The sequence below is a fragment of the Streptomyces sp. NPDC007084 genome (assembly GCF_040703595.1).
Lineage (GTDB): Bacteria > Actinomycetota > Actinomycetes > Streptomycetales > Streptomycetaceae > Streptomyces.
This window is the reverse complement of record NZ_JBEYFY010000016.1, coordinates 114,945-141,904: the sequence shown is the minus strand read 5'-3', so window position 1 is coordinate 141,904 and position 26,960 is coordinate 114,945. Positions and strand designations below refer to the sequence as shown.

21 protein-coding genes are annotated in these 26,960 nt (G+C 72.3%); 6 read left to right on the top strand and 15 right to left on the bottom strand.

What is annotated here, in order from left to right:
• Positions 1-351: 351 nt before the first annotated feature.
• Positions 352-1,857, bottom strand: coding sequence for a hypothetical protein (locus AB0912_RS16545; RefSeq protein ID WP_366700139.1), 1,506 nt, complete (start codon positions 1,855-1,857; stop codon positions 352-354).
• A gap of 399 nt (positions 1,858-2,256) precedes the next feature.
• Here AB0912_RS16545 and AB0912_RS16540 point away from each other — a divergent pair, with 399 nt between their 5' ends.
• Both AB0912_RS16540 and AB0912_RS16535 read left to right on the top strand, forming a co-directional pair.
• Complete coding sequence (locus AB0912_RS16540) at positions 2,257-2,628, top strand: BlaI/MecI/CopY family transcriptional regulator (RefSeq protein WP_366700127.1); 372 nt, start codon at positions 2,257-2,259, stop codon at positions 2,626-2,628.
• Positions 2,625-3,596, top strand: a complete 972-nt coding sequence (locus AB0912_RS16535) for an endonuclease/exonuclease/phosphatase family protein (RefSeq protein ID WP_366700125.1) — start codon at positions 2,625-2,627, stop codon at positions 3,594-3,596. The genes AB0912_RS16540 and AB0912_RS16535 overlap by 4 nt, the downstream gene beginning before the upstream one ends.
• Positions 3,597-3,788: 192 nt before the next feature.
• Here AB0912_RS16535 and AB0912_RS16530 read toward each other — a convergent pair whose 3' ends face one another.
• The 4 genes from AB0912_RS16530 to AB0912_RS16515 form a co-directional block, all read right to left on the bottom strand.
• Entirely contained in the window at positions 3,789-4,295 is a 507-nt protein-coding gene (locus tag AB0912_RS16530; protein WP_366700123.1) for an O-acetyl-ADP-ribose deacetylase, read from the bottom strand.
• Positions 4,292-5,701, bottom strand: a complete 1,410-nt coding sequence (locus AB0912_RS16525; RefSeq protein ID WP_366700121.1) for an NAD(P)/FAD-dependent oxidoreductase — start codon at positions 5,699-5,701, stop codon at positions 4,292-4,294. Before AB0912_RS16525 ends, AB0912_RS16530 begins: the two co-directional genes overlap by 4 nt.
• Before the next feature lie 167 nt (positions 5,702-5,868).
• Complete coding sequence (locus AB0912_RS16520; RefSeq protein ID WP_366700119.1) at positions 5,869-6,735, bottom strand: inositol monophosphatase family protein; 867 nt, start codon at positions 6,733-6,735, stop codon at positions 5,869-5,871.
• A gap of 107 nt (positions 6,736-6,842) precedes the next feature.
• A complete protein-coding gene (locus AB0912_RS16515) occupies positions 6,843-8,666 on the bottom strand; it encodes a gamma-glutamyltransferase (protein WP_366700117.1) in 1,824 nt (607 codons plus the stop codon).
• Between the two features lie 245 nt (positions 8,667-8,911).
• Between AB0912_RS16515 and AB0912_RS16510 the strand changes: the two genes are divergently transcribed.
• Positions 8,912-11,125, top strand: a complete 2,214-nt coding sequence (locus tag AB0912_RS16510) for a LamG domain-containing protein (protein WP_366700115.1) — start codon at positions 8,912-8,914, stop codon at positions 11,123-11,125.
• Between the two features lie 70 nt (positions 11,126-11,195).
• Here AB0912_RS16510 and AB0912_RS16505 read toward each other — a convergent pair whose 3' ends face one another.
• Positions 11,196-11,729, bottom strand: coding sequence for a 2'-5' RNA ligase family protein (locus AB0912_RS16505; RefSeq protein WP_366700113.1), 534 nt, complete (start codon positions 11,727-11,729; stop codon positions 11,196-11,198).
• Positions 11,730-11,800: 71 nt separating this feature from the next.
• Positions 11,801-12,466: a DUF4232 domain-containing protein gene (locus tag AB0912_RS16500; RefSeq protein ID WP_366700111.1), complete on the bottom strand. Its 666-nt coding sequence runs from the start codon at positions 12,464-12,466 to the stop codon at positions 11,801-11,803.
• 345 nt (positions 12,467-12,811) lie between these two features.
• Here AB0912_RS16500 and AB0912_RS16495 point away from each other — a divergent pair, with 345 nt between their 5' ends.
• Positions 12,812-13,483: a hypothetical protein gene (locus AB0912_RS16495; protein ID WP_366700109.1), complete on the top strand. Its 672-nt coding sequence runs from the start codon at positions 12,812-12,814 to the stop codon at positions 13,481-13,483.
• Between the two features lie 14 nt (positions 13,484-13,497).
• On the opposite strand, the gene AB0912_RS16490 is transcribed toward AB0912_RS16495, so the two are convergent.
• The 8 genes from AB0912_RS16490 to ggt form a co-directional block, all read right to left on the bottom strand.
• Positions 13,498-15,033: an NCS1 family nucleobase:cation symporter-1 gene (locus AB0912_RS16490; protein WP_366700107.1), complete on the bottom strand. Its 1,536-nt coding sequence runs from the start codon at positions 15,031-15,033 to the stop codon at positions 13,498-13,500.
• A 237-nt stretch (positions 15,034-15,270) separates the two neighbouring features.
• A complete protein-coding gene (locus AB0912_RS16485; RefSeq protein ID WP_366700105.1) occupies positions 15,271-16,293 on the bottom strand; it encodes a TIGR03842 family LLM class F420-dependent oxidoreductase in 1,023 nt (340 codons plus the stop codon).
• An 18-nt stretch (positions 16,294-16,311) separates the two neighbouring features.
• On the bottom strand, positions 16,312-17,712 hold the full coding sequence (hydA, locus tag AB0912_RS16480; RefSeq protein WP_366700103.1) for a dihydropyrimidinase: 1,401 nt from the start codon (positions 17,710-17,712) through the stop codon (positions 16,312-16,314).
• A gap of 63 nt (positions 17,713-17,775) precedes the next feature.
• Complete coding sequence (locus AB0912_RS16475) at positions 17,776-19,059, bottom strand: aspartate aminotransferase family protein (protein ID WP_366700101.1); 1,284 nt, start codon at positions 19,057-19,059, stop codon at positions 17,776-17,778.
• On the bottom strand, positions 19,056-19,898 hold the full coding sequence (locus AB0912_RS16470; protein WP_366700099.1) for a nitrilase-related carbon-nitrogen hydrolase: 843 nt from the start codon (positions 19,896-19,898) through the stop codon (positions 19,056-19,058). The genes AB0912_RS16475 and AB0912_RS16470 overlap by 4 nt, the downstream gene beginning before the upstream one ends.
• Positions 19,899-20,150: 252 nt before the next feature.
• Positions 20,151-21,755 carry a hypothetical protein gene (locus tag AB0912_RS16465; protein ID WP_366700097.1) on the bottom strand — a complete coding sequence of 535 codons (1,605 nt, stop codon included), beginning with the start codon at positions 21,753-21,755 and terminating at the stop codon, positions 20,151-20,153.
• 254 nt (positions 21,756-22,009) lie between these two features.
• Positions 22,010-22,264, bottom strand: a complete 255-nt coding sequence (locus tag AB0912_RS16460; RefSeq protein WP_366700095.1) for a helix-turn-helix transcriptional regulator — start codon at positions 22,262-22,264, stop codon at positions 22,010-22,012.
• A 219-nt stretch (positions 22,265-22,483) separates the two neighbouring features.
• Positions 22,484-24,313: a gamma-glutamyltransferase gene (gene ggt / locus AB0912_RS16455; protein ID WP_366700093.1), complete on the bottom strand. Its 1,830-nt coding sequence runs from the start codon at positions 24,311-24,313 to the stop codon at positions 22,484-22,486.
• A gap of 104 nt (positions 24,314-24,417) precedes the next feature.
• Between ggt and AB0912_RS16450 the strand changes: the two genes are divergently transcribed.
• Positions 24,418-25,182 (top strand): hypothetical protein, encoded by a 765-nt coding sequence (locus AB0912_RS16450; protein ID WP_366700091.1) that lies wholly within the window; start codon positions 24,418-24,420, stop codon positions 25,180-25,182.
• A gap of 202 nt (positions 25,183-25,384) precedes the next feature.
• Positions 25,385-26,959, top strand: coding sequence for an alpha/beta fold hydrolase (locus AB0912_RS16445; RefSeq protein ID WP_366700089.1), 1,575 nt, complete (start codon positions 25,385-25,387; stop codon positions 26,957-26,959).
• Position 26,960: the final 1 nt, after the last annotated feature.

Sequence of the window (26,960 nt, the reverse complement as noted above, 5' to 3'; positions counted from 1 at the left end):
GCCCTGACGGCGCTGGCCGTCCTGGTCTGGCGTATGACCGAGCCGCCGGAGGGCTACCTCAAGGACGTCACGGCGCGGACGCTGGCGCTGGCGCTGGCGCTGGCGCGGACGCTGGCGCTGGCGCTGGCGCTGGCGCTGGCGCTGGCGCTGGCGCTGGCGCTCCAGGCTTCGGCCCGCCCGGCACGACGAACCGCCCCCGGAAGGCCGTCCACCCACCGCCGCCCAAGGCGCCACGCCCCTGCGACGGCCACGACGTCGGCGACGAAGGCGGCGCCGAGGACGGCGAGGACGAGGCCGCCGGGGACGAAGGCGGCGCCGACGAGGGCGGTGGCGACGCTCCGGACGGAACCGTCATGGCGCCCGGCCCCCGGTCACGGCAGCCACGGCAGGCCCGGCGACTCCGGCGGGCAAGGTGGGCGCGGCGGGCGCGGCGGCTCCGGCAGGCGTGGTCGGAGCGGCGGAAGCGCCGACTCCGGCGGACGCGGTGCGCTCGGCGGCTCCAGCGGGCGCGGCGGGCACCCTGGGCGCGGAGGGCGCCACCCAGACGTTCAGGTTCCCGGCGCGGTGCTGCGCCCAGTCACGGGCGTACGCGGGCGGCCGGTTCCCGGGTTTGGTGACGACCGCGAACGGCAGGGAACGGGCGGCGCGCGCGAGGTCCCGCGCGCTCGCGTTGGCGTTGTGTCCGCTTGCCGCGAGGGCGGAGCAGCGGGCGTAGAAGGCGATGGGGATCGCCTGGTGGCCGGTCAGCCGGCAGGGTGGCCGCACGCCGAGCCGGTGGAGTTCGGCGGCGGTCGCGGCCCAGCCCCGGTGCGCGTCGGTGGTGCGCCGTACGACGGTCTGGAGGACGGCGAACTGCACGGCCAGGTGCGCGGCGAGCCCGAGCGCCACCAGCGTCACGGTCACCGGACGCCAGCCCCGGGCGGGCGCCGTGACGAGGTGGACGACGGCGTCGGCGAGGGGGATGGCGAGGAGCGCGTAGGCGGGCAGCAGGAAGCGCGGAGCGGCGTATCCGATCATGAAGAGGTACGGCAGGGCGGCGGTCGTGGCGCAGGCCAGAAGCAGCAGGGTGGTGGCCGGACGGCGGGCGCGGACGGCGATCAGCAGGGCGAGGGCGGCGGCGAGCGGCAGGGTGAAGAACCACAGGGTGGTGGCGGTGCCGGGCAGCGCGCCGGTGCACGGCCGGCACAGGGCCCGGCCGCCGAGGCCGCGGGCCTGGTCGAGGATGGCGATGTTCCAGCCGAGGCCGCCCTGGATGCGGGAGGCGTCGTGGAGGCGTTGGCCCGGGCCGCCGTAGGAGACATACGCCTCGGCGATCCACTCGATGCCGCCGGCCAGCAGGCCCGCGACGAGGGCCGCGAGCGGGCGCGGGCGCCGCCACCGGGGGACGGCCACGGCGGCGACGAGGAGTGGCAGGGTCGCCCAGACCGCGTCGGTGGGCCGCATCAGCGTCATCATCGCGGCACTCAGGCCGAGCCCGCACAGCGCGGCCCGGTCCCGGGGGTCGGTGGTCGCGCGCAGGAAGCAGCCGACGCAGGCCAGGGCGCCGACGGCGACCCAGTAGTTGGGCATGGCCTGCGGACCGTAGAAGAGGGTCACCCACAAGGACGCGAACAGGACGCCCGCCACCGCGAGCACCCGCGCCGGGAACAGGCCGCGCCACACGCGCAGGGCCACGAACAGCGCGAGTGACGACAGCACGGCGAGGTACACCCGCAGCAGCACGGTGGAGGACGACCAGGCCGCGACCGGGGCGACGAGGACGGAGACACCGCGGGCGCGCGGAGCGCTGAAGAAGGCGGCCGGGGCGTGCCCGGAGACCTGGCTGACGTACACCGTCTCGTCCCAGCCGAGGCCCATCGACGGTCTGACGAGGGCCAGTTGGGCGAGGGCGAAGGCGAAGGCGACCGCAGCGAGGGCGAGGAGACCGGTTCCCGCCGGCTCACGGGGTGTTCGGAGGGCGGCGGTGGCGGTGGCAGGTCCGTGGTGCCTGGTTCCGGGCAGCGGGACGGTGAGGGGCTTGGGCATGGTCCTCCCTTCAGCCCTACACACCGTAGGGTTCGGCCGCTCCGCGCTCCATCCGGACCAGGTAAGAGTCAGGGAAATATGCGACAAGCTACCGCGCACCGGCCCAACCCGCCGGACAGGACGGGCAACCGGGCGAGCGCCGAGGGCCCCCGCGCCCGCCCCTCGCGGCACCGCGCCCACCGCCTTCCCGCCGCCATTTCGGGCGCCCCTACGCGCTGTAAGGTGAGGGTCATGGCTGGGACAGGCCCCCACGACAGAGCGCCGCGACGCAGCGCGGGCATGCTGGAGAACGAGGTGCTCGCCGCCCTGTGGGCCACGCGGGACGCGCTCACTCCCGCCGAGATCCAGGCGGAGATCGACGGCGGTCTCGCCTACAACACCGTGCACACCATCCTCAAACGTCTGTACGACAAGGGTCTGGTGCTGCGTGATGTGGACGGCCGGCGCGGCGCGTACCGGCCCGTCAAGGACGCGGCGGAGCTGGCCGCCACGGCCATGCGCCAGGCCCTCGACCGCGCCCCCGACCCGGTCGCGGCCCTGCGCCACTTCGTGACCGGACTCGACCCGCAGGCCAAAGACGCCCTCCGCGGCCTCCTTTCATGACAGCCCCCGAGGCGGACCCCCAGGGCCGGACGCCCGCCGGACGGGTGCGGTTCGCGACGTTCAACGTGCTGCACGGCCGGCCGATGCGCGACGGGCGCCCGGTCCCCGTTCCGGCCGGGTGCCGTCCGCAGGCGCCGCTCGTCCACGCGGTCGCGTCCCTCGACGCCGACGTGCTGGCCCTTCAGGAGCTGGACCACGTACAGGAGCGCTCGGGCCGGGTCGACCAGGCACGCGCCGCCGCCGAGGCGGCCGGGACACCGTACTGGCGCTACGCCTCGGCCTTCCCCGCCGGTCCCGCGACCGGCCCCGGGCGCGTACCGGCCCCCGACGGGCGGGAGTTACGGCTGTACGGGCCCGGTGGGCTCCGGCAGGGAGCGCCCGGGGCGGGCGAGTCGGTTGCCTCGTACGGCATCGCGCTGCTGTCCCGGCTGCCCGTACGGCACTGGAGGGCGCGCCGGCTGGCACCCGCGCCGGTGCCCGTGCCGCTGCGGACTCCGGGGCGGCGCGGTCTCACCGTGTCCCGGGACGAGCCGAGGGCCGCCCTGGCCGCCGTACTGGAGGGAAGCCGGGGGCCGTTCACGGTGGTGGCGCTGCATCTGTCGTTCGTGCCCGGCTGGAACGTCCGCCAGTTGCTCGCCGTCCGCGCCTGGACGGCCGACCTGCCCGGCCCGCACGTGCTGCTCGGCGACCTCAACCTGCCCGGCGCGATCCCGGGAGCCGTCCTCAACTCCCCCGCGTGGACGGGCCGCAGGGGGTCCCGGCGGACGCGTTCCGGAGCCGCCGTGCCGCCGCCGGTACGCGGCTGGCGGGACCTGGCCCGCCGGCCGACCTACCCGGCGCACCGGCCCCTCGTCCGCTTCGACCACGTCCTCGCGGCCGGGATCGAGGCGGGCGCGGCCACCGGCGTGAACACACCGCGGACCGCCGTCTCCGACCACCGGCCCCTGGTGGTCGAACTGCCCTTGTGAGCAGGGCCGGACGACCCCGGGCGCCCGATCACCACAGCCCGATCACCACAGCCCGATGGCCACGGTCAGATGACCACAGCCCGGTGACCTCGGCCCGGAGAGCGCGGCCCTGAAGCCGCGCCCCGGTGAACGCGCCCCGGTGATCGCGGCCCGGTGACCGTGGCTCGGTGACCGCGGCAGCCCGCCCACTCCTCAGAGCCGCGCCGCGAACGCCTCGTACGCCGGCTCGTCGAACAGCACGAAGCGGACCTCCTCGACGTCGGTGGTCGCGGCGCGCACCGTCTCGACCGCGATGCGGGCCGCGTCGTCCACCGGCCAGCCGTAGACGCCCGCGGAGACGGCGGGGAACGCGACTGTGCGGGCGCCCAGTTCGTCGGCGACCCGCAGCGACTCCCGGTAGCAGGAGGCCAGCAGTTCGGAGCGGTCCTCGTCGCGGGCGTAGCGCGGGCCGACGGTGTGGATCACCCAGCGGGCGTCGAGGTCGCCCGCGGTGGTGGCGACCGCGCGGCCGGTGGGGAGTCCCTTGCCGTAGTGGCCGGCGCGGAGCTTGCGGCACTCGGCGAGGATGGCGGGGCCGCCGCGCCGGTGGATGGCGCCGTCGACGCCTCCGCCGCCCAGCAGGGAGGAGTTCGCCGCGTTGACGACGGCGTCGGCGCTCTGCCGGGTGATGTCGCCGCGGACCAGCGTGATCGTGGTCATGACTGCCTCAGTCTTCTCCAGACGGCCTTCGCCGCGTTGTGCCCCGACATGCCGTGCACCCCCGGTCCGGGCGGGGTGGCGGAGGAGCAGAGGAACACGGCGGGATGCGGGGTGCGGTAAGGGAACGGGGAGAGTCTGGGACGCAGCAGGAGCTGGAGTCCGGAGGCGGCGCCGCAGGCGATGTCGCCGCCCACGTAGTTGGCGTTGCGGGACGCCAGCTCGGGCGGGCCCGCGGTCGCGCGGGCCAGGACGCGGTCGCGGAAGCCCGGCGCGAACCGCTCCAACTGCCGCTCGATCACGTCCGTGAGGTCACCGGTCCAGCCGTTCGGAACATGGCCGTATGCCCAGAAGACCTGCTTGCCCTCCGGCGCCCGGGAGGGGTCCACGACGCTGGGCTGGACGGTGATCAGGAACGGCGCGTCCGGCGCCCGGCCCTCGCGTGACACCGCCCGCAACGCCGTGCCGATCTCCGCCCGGCTCGCCCCGACCTGCACCGTCCCGGCCGCCCGGGCCTCCCGCGCGGTCCACGGCACCGGCCCGTCGAGCGCGTAGTCGACCTTGAAGACGCCGGCCCCGTAGCGGTAGCCCTCGTAGTAGCGGCCGAACCCGGCGATACGGGCCAGCGCGGTCGGCGAGGTGTCGAAGACGTACGCCCGCGCGGGCGGCAGGTCGTCCAGCCGCTTGACCTCGTAGTCCGTGTGGACGGTGCCGCCGAGGTCCTTGAGGTAGGCGGCGAGCGCGTCGGACACGGACTGGGAGCCGCCGCGCGCCACCGGCCAGCCCCGGGCGTGCGCGGCCAGCGCGAAGACCAGTCCGACCGCCCCCGTGCCGATCCCGCCGAGCGGGGCGATGACATGCGCCACCAGGCCGGCGAACAGGGCCCGGGCCCGCTCGTCGCGGAAGCGGCGCATCAGCCACGTCGACGGCGGCAGCCCGGCCAGCCCGAAGCGGGCGAGCGTGACGGGGTCCCGGGGCAGCGAGGTCAGCGGCAGCGACATGAAGTCGTGCGCCAGGGTGTCCCACTTCGACAGGAACGGCGTCACGAGCCTGCGGTAGGCGCCGGCGTCACGCGGTCCGAACGAGGCCGCCGTCTCGGCCACCGACCGGGCCAGCACCGCCGCCGATCCGTCGAGGAAGGGATGCGCCATCGGCAGCTCCGCGTGCAGCCACTCCAGCCCGTACCGCTCCAGGGGCATCGCGCGGAACGCCGGTGAGTTGATCCCCAGGGGGTGTGCCGCCGAACACGGGTCGTGCCGGAAACCGGGCAGCGTCAGCTCCTCGGTGCGCGCTCCCCCGCCCACCGTGTCCCGCGCCTCGAACACGGCGACGGAGAAGCCCCGGCGGGCCAGCTCCACGGCAGCCGTCAGTCCGTTCGGCCCCGCACCCACCACGACCGCATCGAGCATCGACGGCACCTTCGGACTCCTTTGTCAGCCGACGGCAACTGGGGTTCAGGATATGCCGGTGGACTGACACCCCCGTCGGCCCGGGTCGCCGCCGGCACACCGACGGTGACCACCGGCCGACCTGCCTCCGCCGACCCGAGGCTCGCCCGAGCCGACCGTCGCCGCCCTCAGGCTCCGGCTCCCACCTGCTCGGGCCGCCCCGCCAGCAGGGCGATCACCCGTCGGGCGGTGGCCTCGTCGCGGGCCGCCGTGAACGGCAGGGTGTTCCCCCCGGTTATCCGGAACGGCTCACCGGTGAGCGTCAGATGGGCGCCGCCCGCCTCCTCGACCACCAGGAGCCCCGCCGCGTGGTCCCACGCCGCCTCCCAGGAGAACGCCGTGGCGTCCAACTCGCCCCGGGCGATGGCCAGATACTCCAGGCCCGCCGAGCCGCACGGGCGCGCCACGACTCCCTCGACGCCGAGCCCGAGCAGGGCGCGCTTCTGTTCGTCCGTCGTGTAGTCCGGGTGGGACATGGCGATGTCGAGGTCACGGCCCGGCTCGGGGGAACCGGCGCGCAGGGGCACCCCGTCCAGGACGGCGCCCCGGCCCCGTATCGCGGTGGCGAACTCCTCGCGGGCGGGCGCGTAGGTCCACGAGCCGTGCACCACGCCGTCCAGGGTCAGGGCGACGAGCGTGCAGAAACCGGGGTCGCCGTGCACGAACTGCCGGGTCCCGTCGACCGGGTCCACGATCCAGACCGGCGCGGTGTCGCCGATCGCGCCGTAGCTCGCGGGGTCGGCGTGCACGGCCTCCTCGCCGACCACGACCGAGCCGGGCAGCAGCGCGGTCAGCGCCCCGGTCAGGAACTCCTCGGCCTTGCGGTCGGCGTCCGTCACCAGGTCGTGCGGGCCGGACTTCTGGTCGATCTCGTGCGCGGCGAGCTGCCGGAACCGGGGCATGATCTCGGTGGCGGCGGCCCGCCGGATCAGTTCTTCCACGTCGGACGTGCGGTGCGCGAGAAACTCGTCGATGGTTTCGATGTCTTCGATCATGGCTCCATGACAGCACGCGGCACTGACAATCCCCACCCCTCCCGGGTACTCGGGGTGGAATCGCCATGAATTCCCGGTGCCGGCGATCACCGTCCGGCGGCGGACTGTCACCGGCCGACCGCGTACCCCTGCATCCCCCGGGCGTTCGCCGCCGCCGACAGCACGCCCGTCTCCGGGTCCCGGGCGACCGCGCACAGCCGCCCCTCCGTCCACGCCCCGGCGACGGTCACGTCATGCCCGCGCCGCCGCAGCTCCTCCACCACCCCGGCGTCCACGCGGGACTCCACGGTCAGGCTGCCCGGCCGCATGCCCCGGGGGAAGAAGGAGCCCGGGAAGCTGTCGTTGTGCCAGTTCGGGGCGTCGATGGCGCCCTGGAGGTCGAGACCGCCCCGCACCGGCGGACGCAAGGCCACCGACAGGAAGAAGTGCGTCTGCCACTGGTCCTGCTGGTCCCCGCCCGGCGTACCGAAGGCCATCACCGGCACCCCGTCGCGTAGCGCCAGCGACGGCGTCAGCGTCGTACGGGGCCGCCGCCCGGGGGTCAGCGAGTTGGGCAGCCCGTCCTCCAGCCACGCCATCTGAAGCCGCGTACCGAGCGGGAATCCCAGCTCGGGGACGACCGGGTTGGACTGGAGCCAGCCGCCGCTCGGCGTCGCGGCGACCATGTTGCCCCAGCGGTCGACCACGTCCAGGTGGCAGGTGTCGCCCCGGGTGGAGCCGTCCGGCGCGACCTCCGGCTCCGCCGCCGCCCGCGCCACGGTCGGCTCCCCCGCGCCCGGCACCCCCAGCGCGTCGAAGGCGGGCTCCCCCGACGCCACCACGCGCGCGTGCCCGCTCATCCGCGGCTCCCGGCCGCCGGGAGCGCCCGGCCGCAGCTCGAACGACGCCTTGTCACCGATCAGCGCCCGCCGGGCCGCGTTGTACGGCTCCGACAGCAGCTCGTCGAGCGGCACCCCGGCCGCGTCCCCGTACCAGGCCTCCCGGTCGGCCATCGCCAGCTTGCAGCCCTCCACCAGCAGGTGGACGTACTCGGCCGAGCCGTAGGGCGGCAGGTCGGCCGGGAGCAGCGCCAACTGCTGCAACAGGACCGGCCCTTGGCTCCAGGGGCCCGCCTTGCACAGCGTCCAGCCCCGCCAGTCGTACGTCACCGGGTCCTCGTACGTCGCCGACCAGCCGGCCAGGTCGGCCGCCGTCAGCGTGCCCGTGTGCCGCTCACCGCTGGTGTCCACGGTCGGCCGCCCGGCCTGCCGGACCAGCGCCTCGGCCACGAACCCGCAGCGCCACACCTCCCGGGCCGCGTCGATCTCCGCCTCCCGGCCGCCCGCGCCGGCCACCTCGCCCAGCAGCCGCCGCCAGGTCGCGGCCAGCACCGGATTGCGGAACAGCTCACCCGGACGCGGCGCCCGGCCACCCGGCAGATACACCCGCGCCGACGACGTCCACTCCGTCTCGAACAGCTCCCGTACGGTCTCCACCGTCTCGCCGACCCGCTCCACGGGCACGTGGCCGTCCTCGGCGTATCCGATGGCGTACTTCAGCACGTCCGCGAGGGACTTGGTGCCGTAATCGCGCAGCAGCAGCATCCAGGCGTCGAACGCGCCGGGCACCGCGGCCGCCAGCGGTCCCGTCCCCGGCACGAGATCCAGCCCCAGCCCCCGGTAGTGGGCCACCGTCGCCCCGGCGGGCGCCACGCCCTGCCCGCACAGCACCCGCACCGGCCCGCCGGCCGGGGCCAGGACGACCGGGACCTCACCCGCCGGGCCGTTCAGGTGCGGTTCGACGACGTGCAGCACGAAACCGGCGGCGACCGCGGCGTCGAAGGCGTTGCCGCCGTCCTCCAGGACGGCCATCGCGGACTGCGAGGCCAGCCAATGGGTGGAGGACACCATCCCGAAAGTGCCGTTGAGTGTGGGACGCGTCGTGAACTGCATGTCTGACCTCGGTGTCGGCGTACGTCGATCGGCCCATCCAACAGCAGAACGGGCCGCGGTGGCCCATGCCTTGACGCGAATTGTTCGGGGAGACCCACCTGTCGCGCGCCGGCGCGGTAGGGTCGCGCATTCGAACGGCGTCGGTGTCCGTGGGACAGGTGTTCCCCACGGGCGCGCCGAGCGCGACGCGCGGCCACCCGCACGGCCGGGGCCACAGCGCCGTCGCGCCTCACTCTGGGGGGTTCATGCGCAGGGCAGTCATGGGAACGTCTCTCGCCGTCGCCGGCGGGCTCGTCGCGGCCGGCGTCGGCCTGTGGACCGGTGCCGGTCAGGCCACGGCGATCTCCGCACAGGTGCGGTTCACCGCCGACGCGCTGCCCACCTGGCAGACCAACGGCATCGTGTGGGCGCTCGCCCACTCCGGGTCGACCGTGTTCGCCGGCGGTACGTTCTCGCAGATCCGCCCGCCGCAGGGCGGCTCGGGGGCCGCGCGCGACGCGGTCAACTTCGCCGCGTTCAACGCCGCCACGGGCAATCCCACCAACTGCGCGCTGTCGTTCACCATCGGCAGCGGCACCGCGACCGTACGCGCCCTCGCCGTGTCCCCGGACGGCAAAACCCTGTACGCGGGCGGCTACTTCAGCGCCGTCAACGGCACACCGGCCGGCAGCCTCGCCGCGATCGACATCGCCACCTGCGCGCCGAAGGCCTCCTTCCGCCCGCAGATGAACGCGACCGTCCGCGCGCTCGCCGTCACCGCCGACACCGTGTACGCGGGCGGCGACTTCACCCGGGCCGGCAGCGAGGACCGCGGCAGGTTCGCCGCCGTCGACGCCACCACCGGCGCCGTCCTGCCGTTCACCGCGAACGCCGACGCGCCCGGCCGCGCCGTCACCGTCGCACCCGACGGCAAGCATGTCGTGCTGGGCGGCGACTTCTTCACCGTCAACGGCACGAGCACGCACGCCCTCGCCGTCGTCGACGCCACGGGCGGCGCGCTCACCAAGACGTACCCGGGCTTCATCGCCGACAACTCGGTGGTCAAGTCCCTCGCGGCCGACGCCGACGGCGTCTACACCGGCAACGAGGGCACCGGCCACCACGCCTTCGACGGGCGTATCGGCCTCGACCCGGGCACGTTCGCCCAGCGCTGGCGGGACACCTGCTACGGCGCCACCCAGTCGGTGCTGCCGTACCGCAGCGTCCTCTACAGCGCCTCGCACGCGCACGACTGCTCGGAGGTCGGCGAGTTCCCCGACGGGGCACGCCACCACTTCCTCGCCCAGTCCACCGGCGGCACCAGCCACTACGGCTGGTTCCCGCAGACCAACGACGGCCTCGGCGAGCAGATCGGGCCGCGCGCCCTCACCGTCGCGACCTCGGCGAGCACCGACTACCTGTGGTCCGGCGGCGAGTTCACCACCGTCAACGACGCACCGGCGCAGGGCCTGACCCGCTTCGCCTCGACCGGCGACGTGGGCGCCCCCTCGACACCGACGGTCACCGCGGAGAGCGTGAAGCCCGGAGAGATCGCCGTGCACATCCGCTCCGCCTTCGACGCGGACGACTCCCGGCTCACCTACCGCGTCTACCGGGACGGCGGCACCACCCCGGTCGCCACACTCACCGGCGACTCCACGTTCTGGTCGCGGCCCCAACTGACCTGGACCGACAAGGGCGTCACGGCGGGAGCCGGCCACAGCTACCGGGTGACGGCCACGGACGCGGCGGGCAACACCGGCGCGCTGTCCGCCTCGGTGTCGGCGAGCGGCGTGACGAAGGCCGACGCCTACGCCGCCGCCGTCCTCGGTGACGGCGCACGGCTCTACTGGCGCTACACGGACGCCTATCCGGGTCTCGCCGCCGACACCAGCACCGCGAACAGCAACGGCGTCCACGTCGGCGGACCCGCCCTGCGCCAGTCGCCCGGCGCGGTCCCCGGCTCCACCGCGATCGGCCTGAACGGCACCAGCCAGTGGGTCTACAGCGACCGCCGCTTCGCACAGCCGGCCGCGTACAGCATGGAGACCTGGTTCAAGACGTCCACCACCACCGGCGGCCTGCTCACCGGCTTCGGCGACAACACCGCCAAGGCGAGCGCCGTGTACGACAAGCAGGTGTGGATGAACAACGGCGGGCGGGTGGTGTTCGGAGTGAACTCCGGCGGCTGGAAGACACTGACCAGCGGGGCCGCGCTCAACAACAACGCCTGGCACCACATGGTCGCCACGCAGAGCGCGAACGGCATGGCGCTGTACATCGACGGCAAGCTCCAGGCGAGCAACACCGTCGCGGCCAGCCGCGCCTACTCCGGTTACTGGCACGCCGGTTACGACAACCTGCGCGGCGTGCCCGGCGCTCCCACGTCCTACTGGTTCAAGGGCCAGCTCGACGAGACGGCCGTCTACCCAGCCGCGCTCACGGCGGCGAAGGCCGCCGGCCACTACAACCTGCACTGAGCAACACCGCCGGGGCCGCCCGGTGTTCACCGGGCGGCCCCAACAGGTCCGGCCTAGGCGGGCGTTGGGGTCAGGAGCGGGGCTCCAGCACCTCCAGGGCGCCGGTCTCGGTGTCGTAGCTGCGCACGGTCGTGAGCCAGACCGGCAGCGGCGGCGCCGGCAACAGCCCGGAGACCCGCCGGCCGGCGAAAGCACCGGCCCGCCGGGTCCGGCCGAGTGTGACGTGCGGGGTCCAACGAGCCGGTTCGTGGAAGGGGTTGAGGGTGCCGGGCGGACTGTCCGAGGCGACGGCCTCCCACACCCGGCGGTGCAGGCCCGCCAGCACCGGGTCGAGTTCCAGCGCCCAGGCCAGCACCGACGTGGGCCGCTCGAAACGGACGACGCCGGTGAACCGCACCGGCAGCGGCAGCGCGGCGGCCACCTCCGCCAGCTCCCAGCGGATCGGGGCGGTCAGCTCCGCACAGGTCGCCAGCGTGAGGTGCGGGCTGTTGGTCGGCGACCGGTGGCGCGCCTGACTGGGCAGCCCCGCCTCCGCCAGCCGCCGCCAGGCCTCCCGGACACACAGGTCCGCCGTCTCGTCCAGCAACAGCTCGACCGTACGCACCGCCGCAGCCTACCGGCGCCCGCCCGCGAACCGGCGGCACGCCGGGCCCACCGGACGCGGCGGGCGCCCGGTCAGCCCGCGGGCGCCCAGGCCGACGCGCCGAGGGTGTTCTCCGGACCGATGTCCAGCGGGTCCGCCAACGGTACGGTGACGGGCCGCCGCCCCTTTTGCGGCGCCACCCGCAGATACGCGCCCCGCTCGGCCGCCATCCGCCAGTACAGCCCCGCCCGGGCGCTCTGACCCGGCCGGAGCGTGAAGGCCTTCGGTCCCGGGTCGGCGGGCGCCATGGGCACCTCGTCCGTCCCCCGCACCACCCGTACACCGCCGATCGGCTCACCCCGCGGGCCGAGGACGGCGGCGACCTCCGGGTAACCGTCCACCTCGTACGCCCGCTTGCCGCAGTTGGTGAGCGTGAGCGTCATGGCGCGCAGCCCCATCGCCGCGTCGACGGGCCCCGCCTCGAACCGCACCCCCGACGCCGGGCATCCGCTGCCCTGCTGTCCCGGCACCGCGCCGGACGGAGACGGCGGCGCCGAGGAGGGAAGCACGGGCGGCTCGATACGCAGCGGCCCCGACCCGTCCGTCCGCACGGCACCCGGCACCGGAACCTCCGTACGTCCCGGGTCGCGCTCACGGTCCAGCTCGGCGGAGAGCCCGCACCCGCTCGTGACGGTCATCACCACACAGGCGACGACGACCGGGCGTACCCACCCGCCCCTCGGGCGTATCGCGATCATCGGCCGATCATGGCACGGACACCCACCGGACGAGCCCACTCCACTCGACGGAACGCGGCCGGGCGGCCGACTCCCTTACAGGAACGCCCAGTTAGGGGATGGTACGGGAAGAACTTCCCCCCTCGGGGCCGTCTTCGTCCGACGCGATCCACACATCGCGAGCACCGAGCCCCATAAGCGACGAAATGCGCCTTCCGTTCCTCAACCGGCCGTCGAGGGACGGCCGCTGTCACCGCGCGGGCACGGAGCGAGTTGGCACTTCCCCACCACAGGGACACGTGTGACACTGTCGTTCCGTCCGCTGTGCGGACCCCCTCCGCACCCGTCCCCCACGAGAAGTGCGCCTTGCGTTCTCTTCCCCTGCCGCTCGCGCTCACCGCGCGTCTGCTGCCCGTCGCCGTGCTCGCCGCCGCGGGCTGGGCCCTCGCCTCGGACCCGTTCACCGCGGCGCCCACCGCCGAGCACAAGCCGGCCCGGGACCAGCCCGCCGGCGCGCCCTCGGCGCCGTCCACCGCGGCCCCCGCCAGGAAGACCTACACGGCGTCCCCGGCCCCCTGCGCCGCCATCCCCGTCGCCTCGGTCAAAGCCCTGGTACCGGGAGCCAAGACCGCCGGCCAGGAGATCGCCTCGACCGACAAGTCCCTGCGCCGCACCTGCTCGTGGAACGCGCTGAAAGGCTTCGACTACCGCTGGCTCGACGTCTCCTACGAGATCAAGGACTCGGACGCGGCGGCGGCGAAGGCCTACCAGGCCCGCGTCGACGACAAGAGCGGCGGCGGAGCGGTCCCCGGACTCGGCGACTCCGCGTACTCCGTCGTCAACCTCACCACCGAGGACAAGCAGGAGACCCGCGAGGGCGTCGTGATCGCCCAGGTCTCCAACGCCCTGGTGGTCGTCACCTACAACGGCAGCGACTTCGAGACCAAGAAGGCGCCCGGCACCGACGAGATCAACAAGGGCGCCATCAAGGCGGCCAAGGACGCGGTGAACACCCTGAAGGGCGGCCAGAAGGCCTGACCGCCCTTTGGGCATCACGCTCGCGCGGCCGTCCGGTCCTTCCCGGACAGCAGCGTCAGCACCAGATACAGCACCAACGACGTGCCGAGCCCGACCGCCCAGCCGTAGTCGGCCAGCGGCTTCAGCGCCCCGATCGGCCGGCCGTCGACCAGCGGATGGAAGTCCGCCCCGCCCACCGCGAGCACGCCCCCGACGAGGAACGCGACCACGGCACGCCAGTTCCAGCCGCCGTCGTACCAGTAGCGGCCCCCCGCGCGGTACAGGTCGGCGAGATCGAGCCGGGTCCGGCGCAGAATCCAGTAGTCCGCGATGAGGATGCCGGCGACCGTCCCCAGCAGACCGCCCACCAGACCGAGCCAGGTGAAGATGTAGCCCTGCGGGTCGGCGTACAGCTTCCACGGGAAGATCAGCACCCCGAGGACGCAGGTGGCGAGCGCGCCCATACGGAAACTGATCTTCCGCGGGGCGATGTTGGAGAAGTCGAACGCCGGCGAGACCAGGTTGGCCGCGATGTTCACCGACAGCGTCGCGACCAGCACGGTCACCAGGGCGAACAACAGACCGGCCACGTTGTCCGTCTTGGCGGCCAGTTGCACCGGGTCCCAGACCGCCTCCCCGTACACCGCCTGCGAGCCCGAGGTCACCATGACCGACAGGAACGCGAACAACGTCATCGTGGTGGGCAGACCGAGCGCCTGTCCCCAGGTCTGCGCCCGCTGGCTCTTGCCGTACCGGGTGAAGTCGGGGATGTTCAGCGACAGCGTGGACCAGAAGCCGATCATGCCCATCAGCGACGGCCAGAACAGCTTCCAGAAGTCCTCGCCCCAGCCCAGCTTGGACGGCTGGTCGAGCAGCGGCCCGAAACCGCCGGCCTTGCTGCTCATCCACCACAGCATCACGCCGGCGCCGACGAGGACGAAGGGCGCGGCCCAGTTCTCGAAGCGGCGGATCGTCTCCATGCCCCGGTAGATGATGGCGAGTTGCAGCATCCAGAAGAGGACGAAGGACAGCCACATGGTCCAGGCGTGTCCGCCGACCTGCGAGGCGTCGCGCCATCCGTCCCCGAGCAGCTTGCCGGCGAGGAAGTAGATCGCCTCGCCCCCGATCCAGGTCTGGATACCGAACCAGCCGCACGCCACCAACGCCCGCACGACCGCGGGAAGATTGGCCCCGCGGACCCCGAAGGAGGCCCGGGCGAAGACAGGGAACGGGATACCATACTTGGGTCCCGCGTGCCCTGTGAGGAGCATCGGGACCAGCACGATCAGATTGGCGAGGGCGATCGTGAGGACGGCCTGCTTCCAGTCCATGCCGACGGCTATCAGACCCGAGGCGAGCGTCCAGGAAGCGGTGTTGTGCGCCATGCCGACCCAGAGGGCGGCAAAATTGTAGGTGGTCCAGGTCCGCTTTTCGACCGGGACCGGCAGCAGATCCTCGTTCGCGTAGGGGCCGCTCGGCGCGGGCGCGCCGGGGGCGATCTCCACGCGGCCGTCGGGGAGCGTGACGTGTCCGGAGGCGGACGGGCTGTCCGGGGGAACCGTCTCTGTCATGGGCAGGCCAATCGATGAGGAGTGTCGGGAGAGGCCGTGCGGGGGCGTTCTGCGGGGGGTGTGCGGGAGCGCGGGGGCGGGGGTGGGGTGCGGCGCCCTCTCGCGCCCTCCCCGTTTCAGGCCGACGGGGGGGAAACAGGAGGGGGCCGGGACGCTGGTCATCCGGGCCGATCGCTGTCAGATGACGACTGACAGCTTTCAGCTGACAGATTTCAGATAACAGATGACAGATTTCAATTACTGTCCGTTGACACCCGGGATGACCTTCGCGCCATAAGCGTCGATCGTCGACTCCTGGGCGTCGTGCATGTCGTACACCGCGAACTGGTCGACGCCCAGTTCGCGCAGCGCGTTCAGCTTCTCGATGTGCCGTTCGGGCGGCCCGATCAGGCAGAAGCGGTCCACGATCTCGTCGGGGACGAACGCGGTGTCGGGGTTGTCGGCGCGTCCGTGGTGCGCGTAGTCGTAGCCCTCGCGCGCCTTGATGTAGTCGGTGAGTTCATCAGGGACAGCCCCCGTGTGCTCACCATACTTTGATACCAGGTCAGCGACATGGTTGCCGACCATTCCCCCGAACCAGCGGCACTGGTCGCGGGCGTGGGCGAGCGCCTCGGGTGAGTCGTCCGCGGTGATGTAGGCGGGGGCGGCGACGCAGATCGTCACGTCGGCGGGGTCGCGGCCGGCGGCGGTGGCGGCGTCTTTGACGGCCTTGACCATGTACTCGGTGAGGTAGAGGTCGGCTAGCTGGAGGATGAAGCCGTCGGCTTCCTCGCCGGTCATTTTGAGGGCTTTGGGGCCGTAGGCGGCCATCCAGACGGGTAGTTCGGCGCCGGGTCCGACCCAGGGGAACTTGACGACGGCGCCGCCGAGGTCGGCCTGCTCGCCGCGGGCGAGGGCGCGGATGACCTTCATGGCCTCGCTGATGCGGGCGAGGGTGTTGGGTTTGCGGCCGGCGACGCGCATGGCGGAGTCGCCGCGGCCGATGCCGCAGATCGTGCGGTTGCCGTACATGTCGTTGAGGGTGGCGAAGGTGGAGGCGGTGACTTCCCAGGTGCGGGTGCCGGGGTTGGTGACCATCGGTCCGACGGTCAGTTTCTCGGTCTGGGCGAGGATCTGGCTGTAGATGACGAAGGGTTCCTGCCACAGGATGGCCGAGTCGAAGGTCCAGCCGTGGGTGAAGCCGTTGGTCTCGGCGCGCCGCATCAGGTCGATGACGCGGGAGGCCGGGGGGTCTGTCTGCAGGACGAGTCCGAAGTCCATGGCGCCGCTCCTGGTCTCTCAGAGAAGGTACTGACAGGTGGAGCGGGGTGTGTAGACGCCGTGGCCGGCGCGGCCGGTGAACTCCCGCTCGGTGATGACGGGTTCGCCGCGTGAGAGCACGGTGCGGACCTGGCCGGTGACGCGTTTGCCCTCGTAGGCGGAGTAGTCGACGTTCATGTGGTGGGTCTCGACGGACATGGTCTGTTCGGCGTGGGGGTCGTAGATGACGATGTCGGCGTCGGCGCCCGGGGCGATGGTGCCCTTCTTCGGGTAGAGGCCGAACATGCGGGCGGGGGTGGCGCAGGCGATCTCGATCCAGCGGCGGCGGGTGATGTGGCCGTCGACCACGGCCTGGTGGAGGAGGTCCATGCGGTTCTCGACTCCGGGAAGGCCGTTGGGGATTTTGGAGAAGTCGCCGCGGCCGAGTTCCTTCTGGCCGGTGAAGCAGAAGGGGCAGTGGTCGGTGGAGACGACCTGGAGGTCGTTGGTGCGCAGTCCGCGCCAGAGGGCGGTTTGGTGTTCCTTGGGGCGCAGGGGGGTGCTGCAGACGTATTTGGCGCCTTCGAAGTCGGGTTCGGCGAGGTTGTCGGTCGAGAGGAAGAGGTATTGGGGGCAGGTTTCGCCGAAGACGTTGAGGCCTTCGTCGCGGGCGCGGGCGATCTCGGTGAGGGCTTCGGTGGCGGAGACGTGGACGACGTAGAGAGGTGCTCCGGCGACCTGGGCGAGTTTGATGGCGCGGTGGGTGGCTTCGGCTTCGAGGAGGGCTTTGCGTACTTCGCCGTGGTGGCGGGGGTCGGTTTCGCCGCGGGCGATGGCTTGTTCGACGAGGACGTCGATGGCGATGCCGTTCTCGGCGTGCATCATGATGAGTCCGCCGTTGTCGGCGGAGCGTTGCATGGCGCGCAGGATCTGGCCGTCGTCGCTGTAGAAGACGCCGGGGTAGGCCATGAACTGTTTGAAGGAGGTGACTCCTTCCTGGACGAGCAGGTCCATTTCTTTGAGGGTGTGGTCGTTGACGTCGGAGACGATCATGTGGAAGCCGTAGTCGATGGCGCAGTTGCCGTCGGCTTTGGCGTTCCAGGTGTCGAGTCCTTCGCGCAGGGTGTGGCCGACGCTCTGGACGGCGAAGTCGATGATGGTGGTGGTGCCTCCCCAGGCGGCGGCGCGGGTGCCGGTCTCGAAGGTGTCGGAGGCGAAGGTGCCGCCGAAGGGGAGTTCCATGTGGGTGTGGGCGTCGACGCCGCCTGGGATGACGTACTTGCCGGTGGCGTCGAGGGTGTGGTCGGCGGTCCAGGTTTGTGCGGTGGGGGTGCCGGTGGCGGCGAGGGCGGCGATGCGGCCGTCCTCGATCAGGACGTCGGCGTGGATCTCGTCGGATGCGGTGATGACGAGGCCGCCACGGATGACGGTTCGGCTCATGCTCCCTCTCCTTCCGGTGGTGGGTGCGTTCGGCCGGTGTCGTGGGTGCTGTTGGGGTGGGTGTTACTGGGCTGCTCTGAGGGCGTGTTCGAGGATGGCGGCGCCCTCTTCGGCTTCGGCGACGGTGAGGGTGAGGGGTGGTGCGATGCGCAGGACGCTGGTGTTGTGGCCGCCGCCCTTGCCGATGAGGAGGCCTTCGCGGCGGGCTGTTTCGAGGATGGCGGCGGCTGCCTGCGGGTTGGCCTGGTCGGTGCCGGGTTTGACGAGTTCGATGCCGATCATGAGGCCTCGGCCGCGGACTTCGCGTACGCCGTCGAGTTGGGCGGTGATGGCGCGGAGTCGTTCGATGAGGAGGCCGCCGACGCGGCGGGCGTTGCCCTGGAGGTCGTGTTCGAGGAGGTAGGTGAGGTTGGCGAGTCCGGCTGCCATGGTGACGGGTGAACCGCCGAAGGTGGAGATGGAGTTGGCGTCGAGGGTGTTCATGATTTCGGCGCGGGCGACGACGCCGCCGATGGACATTCCGTTGCCGATGCCTTTGGCGAAGGTGAGGATGTCGGGTGGTCCGGAGGCGGCGTGGGCCTGCCAGCCCCAGAAGTGTTCGCCGGTGCGTCCCCAGCCGGTCTGGACCTCGTCGGCGATCCACAGGATGCCGCGGGGCTGGAGGATGTCGCGGAAGGCGGCGTAGAGGCCGTCGGGTGGTGCGGTGAAGCCGCCGACGCCTTGTACGGGTTCGGCGATGAGGGCGGCGGGGTTGCGGGTGTGTCCGAGGAGGTCTTGGAGGTCGTCGACGCAGGCTTTGATGAAGGCGGTGTCGTCGAGGTGGGCGTAGGGGCCCCGGGTGCGGACGCCGCCGTGTACGTAGAGGGTCTGGAGGGGGGAGAGGGAGGTGGGTGACCAGCTGGTGTTGCCGGTGATGCCGATGGAGCTGAAGGAGCGGCCGTGGTAGCTGTTGCGCATGGCCAGGATCTGGTTGCTCTGGCGGTGGGTGGTGGCGAGGAGGAGGGCGGTGTCGTTGGCTTCGGTGCCCGAGGTGGTGAAGAAGACGCGGGCGTCGGGGATGCCGGAGAGCTGGGCGACGCGTTCGGCGAGGTCGACCATGGGGCGGTTGAGGTAGAGGGTGGAGGTGTGGATGATGCGGCCGGCTTGTTCGCTGACGGCTTTGGTGACTTCGGGGAGGGCGTGGGCGGTCATGGTGGTGAGGATGCCGCCGAAGAAGTCGAGGTATTTGTTGCCGTCGGCGTCCCAGACGTGTCGTCCTTCGCCGTGGGTGATCTCCAGGGGTGTGTCGTAGTAGAGCGTGAGCCAGTCGGGGAGGACGGCCTTGTGGCGTGCGTGGAGGTCGGTCACGGCCGCACCAGGCCTTCGTAGGCGTCGGGGCGGCGGTCGCGGTAGAAGGCCCATTGCTGGCGGACTTCTTCGATGAGGTCGAAGTCGAGGTCGCGGACGAGGAGTTCCTCGGTCTTGTCGTCGGCGGCGTCGCCTACGAGCTGGCCGCGGGGGTCGACGAAGTAGGAGGTGCCGTAGAAGTCGTTGTCGCCGTACTCCTCTTGGCCGACGCGGTTGATGGCGGCGATGAAGTATTCGTTGGCGACGGCGGCGGCGGGTTGTTCGAGTTGCCAGAGGTGGGCGGAGAGGCCGCGGGAGGTGGCGGAGGGGTTGTAGACGAGCTGGGCTCCGCCGAGGCCGAGTTGGCGCCAGCCTTCGGGGAAGTGGCGGTCGTAGCAGATGTAGACGCCGACTTTGCCGACGGCGGTGTCGAAGACGGGCCAGCCGAGGTTGCCGGGCTTGAAGTAGTACTTCTCCCAGAAGCCTTTGACCTGGGGGATGTGGTGTTTGCGGTATTTACCCAGGTAGGTGCCGTCGGCGTCGATCACGGCGGCGGTGTTGTAGTAGAAGCCGCTCTGTTCGACTTCGAACACGGGGACGATGATGACCATGCCGGTTTCCCGGGCGAGGTCTCGCATGCGGGTGACGGTGGGGCCGTCGGGGACGGGTTCGGCCCAGTTGTAGTGCTCGGGTTCCTGGACCTGGCAGAAGTAGGGGGCGTTGAAGACTTCCTGGAATCCGATGACTTGGGCACCTTGCCGGGCGGCCTCGCGGGCGTGTTCCTCGTGCTTGGTGATCATGGATTCGGTGTCGCCGGTCCAGGTGGCCTGGACGAGGGCGGCGCGTACGACGTTGACCATGAGGTGCTCCTTCGACGGGACGTCAGAGAGCTTCTACGCCCGTAGACAAAGGCGGTAGAGGCTCGAAGGTAAGCCCCCCGGACGGCCTTGCCAAGACCGTCGTCGTTACCCCGCCGAGTCGATCACGTTTCCCACTCCCCCGGGTGAAGGACGTGGCCGGTGACCCGGGCGATGGGGCCGATCGGTGGATGGCGCGGGTGATCGTGGCCGTGGCCGGGGGTGGCGGGTGGGCGGTCGTGTCGGGGACGGGGGTCAGGTGGTGAGGCCGGCGACGCGCAGGGCGTGGACGAGGTCCCAGTGGCGTTCGTCGGAGACGGTGCGGGCGGCTTCGAGGAGAAGGGGGACGAGGCGTTGGGGGTCGGGCTGGGCGCTGCGGGCGGCTTCCTCGGGGGTGCGGACGCGGACGTAGGCGCCGAGGAGGGCGTGGATCTCGCGGTGGCGGCCTTGGCCCGCGAGGTCGAGGACGGCGGTGCCGATCTCGGGGGCGGGCCGGGCGACGCCCTGGCGGAGCATCTGCTGTCCGTCGCCGGTGCGCCCGGCGGCGGTGAGCGCGTCGGCGGCGGCGACGAGCCGGTCCGCGGGCAGTGAGGCGGCCTCCCACAGGAGGGTGGCCCAGTCGGCGTCGAGTCCGTGGCGGTGGAGTTCGGCGGCGAGGTGGGGGAGGCGGGCGGCGGGCCAGTGGGCGGCTTCGACGAGCAGCGCGTGCGCTTCTCCGCTGCGGCCTTCGGCGCGGAGCCGGGTCAGGGCGGTGACGGTGTCCGCGGTGTGCCGCCGGTCGTCGTCGTCGGGCGGGGCGGCCTGCGGGCCGGCCGGTGCGGCCTCTTCGGCGGCTCCGGCGAAGCGCGCGCCCCGGGGGGTGCGGCGGCCGGGCGCGGGCTGGACGGGGAGGCTGGGAAGGGCCTCCGGTACGGGGGTGGGGCCGGTGTCGGGTTCGGTCAGGCCGGCGAAGCGGGCGCTGCCGCGGGTGCGGCGCTTGGAGCGTTTGGGGGCGGGTGCGGGGGCCGGTGCGGTGGGCTGGTCGGGGTCGGTCGGCTCGAACAGGTCCTGGGTGGGGGCGGGTTGGGGGTGGTCGCCGGATGCTGAGGTGGTGTCGTCGGGGTGCCCGGTCGGGCCGGATGCGGGCTGCTGCTGGTGGCCGGGGGCGTGGTCGGCGGGTAGGGACCTGGGGCCGCCTTGGACGGGGACTCTGGGGTGGGAGCCGGTTGCGGCGTCCGGGGAGGACGGGGTGGCGTGGCGGTCCGCGTACGGGTCGGGGTGGGGGGTCCAGGTCGCGGCGTCCCGGGTGTCCCCGGCGTCCGTTGCGGGCGTGCCGTGGAGCGGCGGGATGCGTGCTGGGGTTCGCTCGGTGCGCAGGCGGTCCAGCCGGTCGATGCGGTGGCGCAGTTCGGCGCAGCGGGCGGTGGCGCGTTCGTGGTCGTCCTGGGCCCAGGCGAGGTCGAGGCGGATGGCCTCGGCCTGTTGGCGGGTGCCGGCGGTGGACAGCAGGCGGCCGAGTTCGGCTTGGCGCTCGGCGGCGTAGCGCTGTTCGCGGAGCATGACGTCGAGCCGGTCGCCGAGGGCGTCCCGGCCGCCGGGGCGGGCGTCGTGGGCGGCGAGCGAGGCGTGGTGGAGGGCGCGGGCGCGGTCGGTCTCGTGGGCGGCGACGCGGTCGCCGTATGCGACGAGGAGGTCTTGGAGGAGTGCTTCCACGACGTCCCAGGGGGGTACTTCCCAGCCGTCGAGGCAGGCGCGCATGCCCTCGGGGTCGCGTTGCCAGAAGACCCCGCACCAGCCGCCGCCCTGGTCGAGCCGGTCCATCAGCTCGTTCAGATAGCGAGCGAACTCCCGTACCTGTCCAGGGAGTTGTTCTACCGTCATCACCCAACTCCCGCCCGAATGGAGTGCCCCGGTCCGGTAGAAAACACCAGCCGTGTTACGGATCGGCTACGGGGAGTTTTCGGCGCGGGCGCAGTGCCCTCAGGGATGGATCACATCGGCGCGCTCCGTGCGGGCGCGCCGGGTGAGTGGTGACCCTACTCCCCTGCCCTGTCGGCGTGTTGGGGGTCGGGCAGGTCTACGGGCAGGGGCGGCGGACGCGGCGAAAGCAGCCGCCTCACCAGGGGGCGGGCGCGTCAGGGGGCGGGGGTGAGGGCGCAGCGCGCCACGAGGTCGTCCATCGAGAGGCCGAGGGCCCGGGCCAGGGCGGCGACCGTGAAGAACGCGGGCGTGGGGGCCCGGCCGGTCTCGATCTTGCGCAGGGTCTCGGCGGAGATGCCCGCGACCGCCGCGACCTCGACCATGCTGCGGCCGTCACGGGCCTCACGCAGCAGACGGCCGAGCCGCTCACCGCGCTCGCGCTCTTCGGGGGTCAGGGGGGTGCGCACCATGGGGTCATTCTAATACCGGTATATTAATTGGCGCGGTGGATGGCCCCGGGCACAGCGGGCCGGGGCCCCGAGGGGGGCCGGCCCCCGGGCGACCCTCACCCCAGAGTGAGCGGACCGAAGGCCGCCAAGAGGCCGCCGAAGGCCACGGCGCAGACGGCCCTCACCTCCACGGGTGACCCTCGACCCCGAGGCACCGCCCGCCCCGGCCCCCACACTCCCCTACGGCACCGGCCGCACCACCATCGCCGAACCGCCGCCCCGCCGTACCTTCTCCGCCGCGGCCAGCCACCTGCCGTCCGGGAGGCGCTGGACGCCGGTCGCGGCGCCGATCTCGGGGTTGAGTTTGAAGGAGTGCCCGATGGCTTCGAGCCGGGCCCTCAACGGGCTGTCGTACAGGGCGGGTTCGAGTTCTGTCTGGGCGGCGTTGCGCTGGCTGGCGCGGGGCGCGGCGATCGCGTCGACCAGCGGGAGGCCCCGGTCGACGAACTCGGTCAGGGTCTGCAGGACGGTGGTGATGATGGTGGCGCCGCCGGGTGAGCCGAGGGCCACGACGGGCCGGCTGTGGCGGTCGAGGACGATGGTCGGGGAGATCGAGGAGCGGGGCCGCTTGCCCGGGCCGGGCAGGTTCGGGTCGTGGACGTCGGGACTGGCCGGCGCGAAGGAGAAGTCGGTCAGTTCGTTGTTGAGGAGGAATCCGCGTCCGGGGACGGTGATGCCGCTGCCGCCGGTCTGCTCGATGGTCAGCGTGTAGGAGACGACGTTGCCCCACTTGTCGGCGACCGTCAGGTGGGTGGTGTTCTCGCCCTCGTACGTCGTCGGCGCGGCCTTCCCCCGGGTGGCGCAGGCGGCGGGCCGGCTCGGGTCGCCCGGGGCGAGGGGGCTCGTCAGTACGGCGTCGTCCTTGATGAGGCAGGCGCGGGAGTCGGCGTACTTCTGCGAGAGCAGGCCTTCGGTGGGGACGTTCTCGAAGGCCGGGTCGCCCACCCAGCGGCCCCGGTCGGCGAAGGCGACACGGCTCGCTTCGATGAAGCGGTGCAGGTAGCGCGCCTCGCTCGCCTTCGCGAGGTCGGTGTTCTCCAGGATGTTGAGGGCCTCGCCGACGGTGGTGCCGCCGGAGGAGGAGGGGGCGATGGAGTAGACGTTCAGGCCGCGGTACGAGGTGCGGGTGGGCGCCTGGCGTTTGGCCGTGTACGCCGCGAGGTCCCGGGTGGACAGTTTGCCGGGGCGGGCGTTGTAGCCGGACGCCGGGTCCACGGGCGGCTTGTTGACGGTGGCGACGATGTCCCGGGCCAGCGAGCCGTGGTAGACGGCGCCCATTCCCTTCTTCCCCAACTCCGCGTAGGTGCGGGCCAGATCGGGGTTCTTGAAGGTGGAGCCGACGGCCGGGGGCGCGCCGCCGGGCAGGAACAGGCGGGCGGTGGCGGGGAAGTTGGCGAAGCGGGCCTGGTTGGCCTCGGTCTGCGAGCGGAAGGTGTCGTCGACGGTGAACCCGTCACGGGCCAGCCGTTCGGCGGGCTTGAGGACGCTGCCCAGCCGCTTGCTGCCCCAGGTGTCCAGCGCGGTCTGCCAGGTGGCGGGGGTGCCGGGCGTGCCGACGCTCAGGCCGCTGGTGACGGCGTCGGCGAAGGCGAGGGGCTTGCCGTCCTCCAGGAACAGTCCGGAGTCGGCGGTCAGGGGTGCGGTCTCCCGCCCGTCGATCGTGTGCACCGTACGGGACTTGGCGTCGTAGTAGACGAAGTAGCCGCCTCCGCCGATGCCGGAGGAGTAGGGCTCGGTGACGCCGAGGGCCGCCGCCGTGGCGACGGCCGCGTCCACCGCGTTGCCGCCTTGCCTGAGCACCTCGATGCCGGCGGCGGAGGCGTCCTGGTCGACGCTGGCGACGGCGCCGCCGTAGCCGACCGCGACGGGCGCCTTGGCGCCGGCCGTTCTCGCGGGGCCGGCGCCGGCCGGTGGGCCGGAGGGCGCGGTGGGGGGTGCGGCCGCTCCGACCGTCAGCACCGTGGCCGATACCGCCAGGACCGCCAGATTCCGCGCAACAAGGCTACGCATTCGTACCTCCAGTCGACAACCGTCCACGCAGCGTAACGTCGATGCCATGCTCGCGTCAGGATCCCCTCGAACGTGTTTCCGTGGGACCGCTACCATGCGCGCCCATGACTGACGACGTGCGCAACATCGTCCTCGGCGTCCTGGCGGCCGGCATCAGTGCCGCGCTCGGCTGGCTCGCCCGTACCTATCTGTGGAAGCGCAGACTCCGGCGCAAGCAGGCGTTCTTCGGGCTGCCCGACAACTCCGAGTCGCTGCTGGTGGTCAACCGTGAGGCGGGCGGGCCCGAACTCACGGTGATGCGGCACGACGTGTTCGCGCTGCTGGAACTGTCCGCGCTGATCAAGGACTGCGGGGCGCACGCCCAGGTCATCGCGCACGACGCCACTCAGCAGGGTTTCGGGGAGCGGACGGAGTTCTGCGTGGGCGGCCCGTCGTCGAACCGGCGGATGGCCGCGCACCTCCAGTCACTGCTGCCCGGCATACGGGTCAACGTGGACCCCGAGCCGGGTCCCGACCGGGGCGCGTTCCAGATCGGCGGCGAGCGGTTCCGACTGGAGTCGGGAAGGGCCGAGTACGTGATCCTCGCCCGGCTCACCGCGGGTCAGAGCCGGGACGTGAGACCGGTGTTCCTGTTCTGCGGGCAGCGGGCGATCACCAATCAGGCGGCGACCCGCTATCTCGCCCGCAACCACGCGCGACTGGCCCGCAAGCACGGCGGCAACAGCTTCGTGCTGCTGCTGAAGGTGGTGAACTCGCAGGCGTACGGTCCCGACGTGGTCGAGGTGGTCGCGGACGTCACCCGCGCCGCCCAGGCCCCCCTCCCGGCCCCGGCCCCCAGCGAGCCCACCGCACCCGCCACCGCCGAATAGGCCGCGCCGACTTCGGCGCCCGGCGCGGCCGAGCAGGTCGACTTCGACACCTCATGCCCCCGCACAGACGGGCGAGGCCCGGGCCGGAGGAAATGAACTCTTCAACAATCGTTACTCGCGCGTAACTTACCGACGGGTTACCCCGGGTAAGCCCACGAGGTTACCGTCGGGTCACTTTGCACTGACCAGTGAGGAGTGACCCGTGGGACACGGTCGTAACGCTCTGCGCACATCCGCCGTCGGTGCCGTCTCCGCGACGCTGATCGCCGCCGCCGGCCTCGGAATGGCCCCCACCGCCCAGGCCGCGGGCGGCACGAACGGCATCCGGTTCGTCGACATCGCCGGAGACGGCGGAACTCCCCTGAAGGCCAACGTCGTCACCCCGGCGGACGCCGACGGCAGCCGCGCCTACCCGCTCATCGTGCTGCCCACGAGCTGGGGACTGCCGCAGATCGAGTACCTGGCGCAGGCCCGGAAACTCGCGAACAGCGGCTACGTGGTGGTCAGTTACAACGCCCGGGGCTTCTGGCAGTCCGGCGGCCGGATCGAGGTCGCGGGGCCGCCCGACATCGCCGACGCCTCCAAGGTGATCGACTGGGCACTCGCCAACACCCCCGCCGATCCGGCCAGGATCGGCATGGCGGGCGTCTCGTACGGCGCCGGGATCAGCCTGCTCGCCGCCGCGCACGACAAGCGCGTCAAAGCGGTCGCGGCGCTCAGCGGCTGGGCCGACCTGATCGACTCGATCTACTCCAACCGCACCCAGCACGCCCAGGCCGCCGCCCTGCTGGACGGCGCCGGCTACCTCACCGGCCGCCCCAGCGCCGAACTCCAGCAGGTGTTCAAGGACTTCTTCGCCTCGGACCTCACCAAGGAGCAGAGCCTCATCGACTGGGGGAAGAAGCGCTCCCCCGCGACGTACGTCGACCAGCTCAACAAGAACGGCGCCGCCGTCTTCCTCGCCAACGCCTGGGGCGACACCATCTTCTCGCCCAACCAGTACGCCCGCTTCTACGAGGAACTGACCGGCCCCAAGCGGCTGGAGTTCCGGCCGGGAGACCACGCGACCGCCGAACTCACCGGTCTGCTCGGGCTGCCCAACGACGTGTGGACGGACACCGGACGCTGGTTCGACCACTACCTCAAGGGCGAGGACAACGGAGTCGACCGCGAGCAGCCGGTCCGTCTCAAGTCCCGTTCCACGGGCGGCTACGAGGGCTACCCGGACTGGAAGTCGGTCGGCGCGACCAGCCGGAAGATCGCCCTCGGCGGCACCACCACGATCCACACGAACGTCGACTCCGGCGCGGACGGCGGAGTGGTCTTCCTCTCCGGCATCCTCGACCAGCTCACCCGGACCCCGCCGGTCGCCTCGATCCCGCTGCTGCCGCGCAGATGGGCGGCGGTATGGCAGTCGGAAAAGTACGCGAGCGGCCAACAGGTGCGCGGCACCGCCCGGTTGCACACGACGGTCACCGGAACCAAGGAGAGCGGCACCCTCGTCGCGTATCTGTACGACGTGGGGCCGCTCGGCCTCGGCAAGCTGGTCGCCAACGCGCCGTACACCTTCCACGGGCGGACACCCGGCAAGCCGTTCGGTGTGGACCTGGAGTTGTCCTCCACGGCCTACGACGTTCCGGCAGGGCATCGGCTGGCCCTGGTCGTCGACACGGTGGACCCGCTCTACATCGAGCACAACCCGTCCGGCGCGCAGCTGACCTTCTCCTCGCCGGAGCACGACCCGTCGTATGTGTCGGTGCCCCTGCGCGAGCAGTGAT

Excerpts from the sequence above, each read along its gene's own strand:
- AB0912_RS16545 (WP_366700139.1), bottom strand. The coding sequence starts at position 1,857 with ATGGGCCTCGGCTGGGACGAGACGGTGTACGTCAGCCAGGTCTCCGGG.
- AB0912_RS16540 (WP_366700127.1), top strand. The coding sequence starts at position 2,257 with ATGGCTGGGACAGGCCCCCACGACAGAGCGCCGCGACGCAGCGCGGGC.
- AB0912_RS16535 (WP_366700125.1), top strand. The coding sequence starts at position 2,625 with ATGACAGCCCCCGAGGCGGACCCCCAGGGCCGGACGCCCGCCGGACGG.
- AB0912_RS16530 (WP_366700123.1), bottom strand. The coding sequence starts at position 4,295 with ATGACCACGATCACGCTGGTCCGCGGCGACATCACCCGGCAGAGCGCC.
- AB0912_RS16525 (WP_366700121.1), bottom strand. The coding sequence starts at position 5,701 with ATGCTCGATGCGGTCGTGGTGGGTGCGGGGCCGAACGGACTGACGGCT.
- AB0912_RS16520 (WP_366700119.1), bottom strand. The coding sequence starts at position 6,735 with ATGATCGAAGACATCGAAACCATCGACGAGTTTCTCGCGCACCGCACG.
- AB0912_RS16515 (WP_366700117.1), bottom strand. The coding sequence starts at position 8,666 with ATGCAGTTCACGACGCGTCCCACACTCAACGGCACTTTCGGGATGGTG.
- AB0912_RS16510 (WP_366700115.1), top strand. The coding sequence starts at position 8,912 with ATGCGCAGGGCAGTCATGGGAACGTCTCTCGCCGTCGCCGGCGGGCTC.
- AB0912_RS16500 (WP_366700111.1), bottom strand. The coding sequence starts at position 12,466 with ATGATCGCGATACGCCCGAGGGGCGGGTGGGTACGCCCGGTCGTCGTC.
- AB0912_RS16490 (WP_366700107.1), bottom strand. The coding sequence starts at position 15,033 with ATGACAGAGACGGTTCCCCCGGACAGCCCGTCCGCCTCCGGACACGTC.
- AB0912_RS16485 (WP_366700105.1), bottom strand. The coding sequence starts at position 16,293 with ATGGACTTCGGACTCGTCCTGCAGACAGACCCCCCGGCCTCCCGCGTC.
- hydA (WP_366700103.1), bottom strand. The coding sequence starts at position 17,712 with ATGAGCCGAACCGTCATCCGTGGCGGCCTCGTCATCACCGCATCCGAC.
- AB0912_RS16470 (WP_366700099.1), bottom strand. The coding sequence starts at position 19,898 with ATGGTCAACGTCGTACGCGCCGCCCTCGTCCAGGCCACCTGGACCGGC.
- AB0912_RS16465 (WP_366700097.1), bottom strand. The coding sequence starts at position 21,755 with ATGACGGTAGAACAACTCCCTGGACAGGTACGGGAGTTCGCTCGCTAT.
- AB0912_RS16460 (WP_366700095.1), bottom strand. The coding sequence starts at position 22,264 with ATGGTGCGCACCCCCCTGACCCCCGAAGAGCGCGAGCGCGGTGAGCGG.
- ggt (WP_366700093.1), bottom strand. The coding sequence starts at position 24,313 with ATGCGTAGCCTTGTTGCGCGGAATCTGGCGGTCCTGGCGGTATCGGCC.
- AB0912_RS16450 (WP_366700091.1), top strand. The coding sequence starts at position 24,418 with ATGACTGACGACGTGCGCAACATCGTCCTCGGCGTCCTGGCGGCCGGC.